This window comes from uncultured Thiodictyon sp., from assembly GCF_903828115.1.
Lineage (GTDB): Bacteria > Pseudomonadota > Gammaproteobacteria > Chromatiales > Chromatiaceae > Thiodictyon.
This window is the reverse complement of the sequence record NZ_CAIKKU010000559.1, coordinates 1-5,745: the sequence shown is the minus strand read 5'-3', so window position 1 is coordinate 5,745 and position 5,745 is coordinate 1. Positions and strand designations below refer to the sequence as shown.

Genomic DNA, 5,745 nt, shown 5'->3' with positions numbered 1-5,745 from the left:
GGCACGGGTTTATCCATCACCTCGGTGGGACGGCGCCTGCCAGGCCCGACGACCTTGAAACACAAGATCAAGCGCGCCGACCGCGTGATCGGCAATCCTCACCTGTATCGCGAGCGCACGGCGATCTACGGCGCCCTGTGCCGAGGCGGAAAAGGGGCCAGGATCGAATGGCGCCCGGTTAAGACCGCCCTTAATGATATCAGCGACTTGCACTCCAACCCAGCCCCAAGCTTCTGGAAAATCAGCGACAGTCCGCCAGATTCCTCCGGGTTCCGCCTTAGTTCTGGAGCGTCTCGGCCAGCCAGCGGGCCGCGTAAATTACTGTTCTTGTAGAGTCTCGCCCTCAACTTAGCGCCATTTGGGCCAGGGTCAATTTCTGCCGTCGGGGGTCCTCACAATCCTTTACCTGCCCGCGATCAAGAATCGTTTAACCTCAAAATTGAGCCCGGCCCCCTTCCCCCCCTCGCAACGCCATAGCGACCTCAGAAAGATGCTCAAAATGCACGCGCAAGCCCGGCCTGCTTGAGAACGGCATTCGCCGTATGTCGAGATACGATTTTGGAATCTACTGGAAAGCGGCGACCGCTGATCGGACTTTCCCAGATGTCATGGTCGCCCTTGCCACGTCTAACCAGTGAACAGCCGGCTGCCTTGAGCTGCCGGACGAGTTCCGGCGTATAGCTCTCCCCCATCAAGCTGCCACGCGTAGCTGCGCCAGATGCCCCGTCGTCAGCAGCCGCAACGGGATATCATCGTCCCGCGGGCAACCGTTCTCCTCGAGCATTTCCGGAACCCGAGTCCGCAGGAGTGTCACCATGGCTTCAAGGGAAAGGGCTTCGCCGACCAACCCAGGAACATTGCTGTCCTCGATATACCAGACACTCGCCTCGGAATCCCACTCGACCCGAATCTCGTAAGACATATCGTGCACCATTAGAAGGCCGGGTTGAGGAAAGAGTCAGGCTGCGAGATACACGGCCGCCGCGGAACAGAGTGCCACGGCGATCCACTTGCACTCGAAAAACTCAACCGCCTCAAGATATTCGGCTTGGGCATCGGGAAAGAAGCCATAGGTCACCGTAGCAATGCCCGAGCTTTTCTCGCGACCTCGTCACCCGGGACCACTTGCACGAGCCCGGCATCCACTTCGGCGGCGCGCTGAGCCGACACGTCACCCCACAAATCGTCGAATTCCGACTCAGAAATCTCTTCGAGGCTCAGCAAGAGGCGATGGGCAAGGGACGCGCGGTCATCGACCGGGAGTGACAGGGCGTCAGCTTCAATTTGAGCGATGTTCATGATGAACGTTCCGTCTTCATGAGAAAAGCAAATTTCCGCCTTTTATCAATAGCCTGGATGCGGACGTGCCACTTCTGGCGAAGCAGTGCAACGAACGAACGCGCGCAAGGCACGGCTGGCGCCTCGGCCCGCGGCCCCGCGGCTAGCGCCTCAGGACGTGCAGGATCTCCTCCAACTCCTGGCGCATCTGCCGCAAAACCTGGTGCGTCTGGGTAAGGTCGTGCTTGGCGCCCTCGCCGCTCAATTGCTGGCGGGCGCCGCCGATGGTGAAGCCCTGGTCATAGAGCAGGGAGCGGATCTGGCGCACCATCAGGACGTCGTGCCGCTGATAGTAGCGCCGGTTGCCGCGCCGTTTGACCGGCTTCAACTGGGGAAATTCCTGCTCCCAATAGCGCAGCACATGCGGCTTTACGCCGCACAGCTCGCTGACCTCGCCGATCGTGAAATAGCGCTTGCCGGGGATCGCCGGCAGTTCGCCGACCCCGGGCTCCTCCGCGCTATTGCTGCTCGTGTCCAGCATAGGCTTCCACCCGCGCTTTGAGCTTTTGGCCCGGACGGAAGGTCACCACGCGGCGGGCGGTTATCGGGATCTCCTCGCCGGTCTTGGGATTGCGCCCGGGGCGCTCTTTCTTCTCGCGCAGATCGAAGTTCCCGAAGCCGGAGAGCTTGACCTGCTCGCCGCGCTCCAGTGCCTTGCGGATCTCCTCGAAGAAGCTTTCGACGATGTCCTTGGCCTCACGTTTGTTGAGCCCAAGCTCTTCGAACAGGTGTTCTGCCATATCAGCCTTAGTCAACGCCATACCATCAGTCCCGCAGTCGTGCCCCAAAATCGGACTCGAGACGGGTCAACACCCGCCCCACCGCCTCATCCACCACCTCGTCGGTAAGTGTCTGAGAAGATACTTGTAAAATCAATCCCAAAGCGAGACTTTTTCGCCCCACTTCGATATTTTCCCCGACATAGACGTCAAACAGCACCAGTTCGCGCAGCAGATCCCCGGCGCCGGCCCGGATGCAGCCCGCAATGTCGGCGTAGGCGACGCCCTCGTCCACCACGATCGCGAGATCCCGGCGGATCGCCGGGTACCGCGAGATCGGGGTGAAGCGGGGCAGCACGCCGGTGGTCAGGGCCGCCTGTTCCAGCTCGAAGAGAAAGGCGTCGCCGGTCAGATCCAGGTCCGCTGCCAGGGCCGGGTGGAGCATCCCCAGGCGTCCCACGGGCCGACCGGCGTAGTCAATGCGGGCACTCTGGCCGGGGTGCAGGGCCGGGTGCTGGTCCGGGACGAAGCTGAAACCGGGCAGGTCGCCGCTCAGGGCGAGCAGGGCCTCCACGTCCGCCTTCAGCGCGAAGAAGTCGACCGGCCGTGTCGGCGCACCCCATTGCTCCGGGTCCAGGGGGCCGATGACCAGGCCGCCGATCGCTGCCTCCTGGCACAGGCCCTCGGGGCCGGGGCGAAAGCGCAGCCCGGTCTCGAAGATGCGCACCCGCTCCTGCTGGCGCGCCTGGTTGTAGCGGGCGGTGTGGAGCAGGCCGGGCCACAGTGAGGGGCGCATCACCGAGAGCTCGGCGCTGATCGGATTGGCCAGGGCCAGCCCCTTGACCTCGGGCTCGATCCGGGCCTGTAGCTCCGGGCTTACGAAGCTGTAGGTGATGACCTCCTGAAAGCCCCGGTCGACCAGGGCGAGGCGCGCCCGATCCAGGTCGAAGGCGGCCTCCGGCCTGGCCCTGGTGGCCGCGGCGGACGACGCATGGCTGACCGGGATGCGGTCATAGCCGTGGATGCGCCCCACGTCGGCAATCAGGTCGACCTCGTGGACCAGGTCGAAGCGCCCGCTGGGCGGCGTGACCTGCCAGCCGCCAGCGACCGGCACCAGGTCCATGCCGAGCCGTTTCAGGATTCCGGCGATGGTCTCGGGCGGCAGTTCGAGCCCCAGGACCTGGGCGCAACGGGCGGCGCGCAGGGTCAGGGGCGCACGCCGCGGCAGGTGATCGGCGGCGGTCATGTCGACCACCGGACCGGGCTCGCCGCCGACGATGGCGACCAGCAGCCGGGTGGCACGCTCCAGCGCGCGGACCTGCAGCTCCGGGTCGACGCCGCGCTCGAAGCGGTGGGATGAATCGGTGTGCAGGCCATAGCTGCGCGCCTTGCCGCTGATCCCCGCCGGGGCGAAGAAGGCGCTTTCCAGCAGGATGTCGCGGGTCTCGGACTCCACGGCACTCGCAGCGCCGCCCATGATCCCGGCCAGGGCGACGGGGCGCACGGCATCGGCGATCACCAGGGTATCCGGACGCAGTTCGATCGTCTCGCCGTTCAGCAGGTGGAGCCGTTCGCGCGGCGCGGCCAGGCGCACGCGGATCTCGCCTTCCAGGTGGGCCAGGTCGAAGCCGTGCATGGGCTGACCCAGTTCCAGCAGCACATAGTTGGTCACATCGACCACTGGACTGATGGCACGGATGCCGCCCCGGCGCAGGCGCTCGCGCATCCACAGCGGGGTCACAGCCGCCGGGTCGATGCCGCGAATGGTCCGGCAGGCATAGCGCGGGCAGTGTTCGGGCGCCTCCAGGCTGACCGGGAAGCGGTCATCGCTCGCGGGCGCCACCGGCTCCACGACCACCGGGGTCAGGGGGCAGTCGTTGATCGCCGCCACCTCCCAGGCCAGGCCGGCGATGGACAGACAGTCGCCCCGATCGGGCGTCAGATCGACCTCGATGCAGGCGTCATCGAGCCCCAGCCAGGCGCGAAAATCCGCACCCACCGGCGCGTCCGCGGGCAGCGGCAGAATGCCGCTGGAGGTCTCGGCCAGGCCCAGTTCGCTCGCGGAACAGATCATGCCGAAGGACTCGACGCCGCGCAGTTTCGCGCGCTTGATCTTGAAGTCACCGGGCATCACGGCGCCGATGGTCGCCACCGGCACCCGCATCCCCGCGGCGACATTGGCCGCACCGCAGACGATGGTCAGCGGCGCCGCCTGGCCCAGGTCCACCATGCACACATGCAGCTTGCCGGCGTCCGGGTGGGGCGCGACCTCAAGCACCAGGCCCACCACGACACCGCTGAAGGCCGCGGCGGCGGGCGCGACCGCGTCTACCTCCAGGCCGGCCATGCTGAGTTGGTCCGCAAGGGTCTGGGTGTCGATGCAGGGATTGACCCATTCCCGCAGCCAGGACTCACTGAAACGCATATTTTTCGCTCCCCAAGGTCTCGCTTCCCAAAAGCTCGCTTCTCAAATTCAGGCGAATTGCCGCAAGAACCGCAGGTCGTTCTCGAAATAGAGGCGGATGTCGTCGATGCCGTAACGCAGCATCGCCAGACGCTCCACCCCCATCCCGAAGGCGTAACCGAGATAACGGTCCGGGTCGATCCCCACATGCCGGAAGACCTCCGGGTACACCATGCCGCACCCCAGGACCTCGAGCCAGCCGGTCTGTTTGCACACCCGACACCCGGCCCCGCCGCACATGACGCACGCGATGTCGACCTCCGCCGACGGCTCGGTGAACGGAAAATAGGACGGACGAAAGCGCAGCTTCAGGTCCCGCTCGAAGAAATTGGTCAGGAAGTCGTAGAGGACGCCCTTCAGATCCGCAAAGCTCACCTGCTCATCGACCAGCAGCCCCTCCACCTGATGGAACATCGGGGTGTGCGTCAGGTCCGAATCACAGCGGTAGACCCGGCCGGGGGCGATGATCTTGAGCGGCGGGGCCTCCTCGGTCATCACCCGGATCTGCACCGGCGAGGTATGGGTACGCAGCAGCAGGTCCGCGTCGAAATAGAAGGTGTCGTGCATCGCCCGGGCCGGGTGATGCTCGGGGATGTTGAGCGCCTCGAAGTTGTGGTAAGCGGTCTCCACCTCGGGTCCCTCGGCGACCGCGAACCCGGCGTCGGCAAAGAGACGCTCGATCCGCCGCAGGGTGCGGGTGACCGGGTGCAGACCGCCCGCACGGCCGCCCCGCCCGGGCAGGGTGACGTCCACCCGCCCGGCCGCCAGACGCGCCGCCAGGGCCGCCTGTTCCAGGACCGACTTGCGCGCCTCGATGGCCTGCGCGACCGCGTCCTTCGCCACATTGATCAACTGACCCGCGGCGGGGCGCTCCTCCTTGGGCAGGCCGCCGAGTTGCTTGAGCAGCAGCGTCAGGTCGCCGCTCTTGCCCAGATAGCGGACCCGTACCTGATCCAGCGCGGCCAGGTCCGGCGCCGCGGCAATGGCCGCCAGCGCCGCCTCACGCAGTGGGTCTATTCCGAGTCCGGACCGTTCAGGCATTTTCAAACCTTGCAGCAAGCATAATAAGACCGCGGCGACACGGGGCCGCGAAGGATAACGATAGCGTCAATTGATCGAGCCGGGCACCAAGGCCCGCCACGAGGGTCGCGGCGACTTCCCTGGCAGCGGGGTCGTCGGTCCGCACAGCGGACCCTACGGCGACCGTCTGCGCCCGTAGGGTCC

At 65.7% G+C, this 5,745-nt stretch carries 7 protein-coding genes and 1 pseudogene; 1 reads left to right on the top strand and 7 read right to left on the bottom strand.

Annotation, left to right across the window (positions count from 1 at the left end; translation table 11 throughout):
• Window positions 1-333 (top strand): annotated as a pseudogene (locus QZY48_RS20820) (hypothetical protein); the annotation flags it as partial.
• Between the two features lie 161 nt (window positions 334-494).
• Here the strand turns inward: QZY48_RS20820 and QZY48_RS20815 are convergent.
• From QZY48_RS20815 to pheS, 7 genes are all read right to left on the bottom strand, one after another.
• On the bottom strand, window positions 495-692 hold the full coding sequence (locus QZY48_RS20815) for a type II toxin-antitoxin system HicA family toxin (protein WP_295434761.1): 198 nt from the start codon (window positions 690-692) through the stop codon (window positions 495-497).
• Window positions 692-922, bottom strand: a complete 231-nt coding sequence (locus QZY48_RS20810; protein ID WP_295434759.1) for a DUF1902 domain-containing protein — start codon at window positions 920-922, stop codon at window positions 692-694. The genes QZY48_RS20815 and QZY48_RS20810 overlap by 1 nt, the downstream gene beginning before the upstream one ends.
• A 152-nt stretch (window positions 923-1,074) precedes the next feature.
• Entirely contained in the window at window positions 1,075-1,299 is a 225-nt protein-coding gene (locus QZY48_RS20805; protein WP_295434757.1) for an addiction module protein, read from the bottom strand.
• Between the two features lie 142 nt (window positions 1,300-1,441).
• Complete coding sequence (locus QZY48_RS20800; RefSeq protein ID WP_295434756.1) at window positions 1,442-1,819, bottom strand: MerR family transcriptional regulator; 378 nt, start codon at window positions 1,817-1,819, stop codon at window positions 1,442-1,444.
• A complete protein-coding gene (gene ihfA, locus QZY48_RS20795; protein ID WP_100921365.1) occupies window positions 1,797-2,099 on the bottom strand; it encodes an integration host factor subunit alpha in 303 nt (100 codons plus the stop codon). The genes QZY48_RS20800 and ihfA overlap by 23 nt, the downstream gene beginning before the upstream one ends.
• 4 nt (window positions 2,100-2,103) lie before the next feature.
• Window positions 2,104-4,482, bottom strand: coding sequence for a phenylalanine--tRNA ligase subunit beta (pheT, locus tag QZY48_RS20790; RefSeq protein WP_295434753.1), 2,379 nt, complete (start codon window positions 4,480-4,482; stop codon window positions 2,104-2,106).
• A 48-nt stretch (window positions 4,483-4,530) separates the two neighbouring features.
• On the bottom strand, window positions 4,531-5,562 hold the full coding sequence (gene pheS, locus QZY48_RS20785) for a phenylalanine--tRNA ligase subunit alpha (protein ID WP_295434752.1): 1,032 nt from the start codon (window positions 5,560-5,562) through the stop codon (window positions 4,531-4,533).
• Window positions 5,563-5,745: the final 183 nt, after the last annotated feature.

Excerpts from the sequence above, each read along its gene's own strand:
- QZY48_RS20815 (WP_295434761.1), bottom strand. The coding sequence starts at position 692 with ATGGGGGAGAGCTATACGCCGGAACTCGTCCGGCAGCTCAAGGCAGCC.
- QZY48_RS20810 (WP_295434759.1), bottom strand. The coding sequence starts at position 922 with ATGTCTTACGAGATTCGGGTCGAGTGGGATTCCGAGGCGAGTGTCTGG.
- QZY48_RS20805 (WP_295434757.1), bottom strand. The coding sequence starts at position 1,299 with ATGAACATCGCTCAAATTGAAGCTGACGCCCTGTCACTCCCGGTCGAT.
- QZY48_RS20800 (WP_295434756.1), bottom strand. The coding sequence starts at position 1,819 with ATGCTGGACACGAGCAGCAATAGCGCGGAGGAGCCCGGGGTCGGCGAA.
- ihfA (WP_100921365.1), bottom strand. The coding sequence starts at position 2,099 with ATGGCGTTGACTAAGGCTGATATGGCAGAACACCTGTTCGAAGAGCTT.
- pheT (WP_295434753.1), bottom strand. The coding sequence starts at position 4,482 with ATGCGTTTCAGTGAGTCCTGGCTGCGGGAATGGGTCAATCCCTGCATC.
- pheS (WP_295434752.1), bottom strand. The coding sequence starts at position 5,562 with ATGCCTGAACGGTCCGGACTCGGAATAGACCCACTGCGTGAGGCGGCG.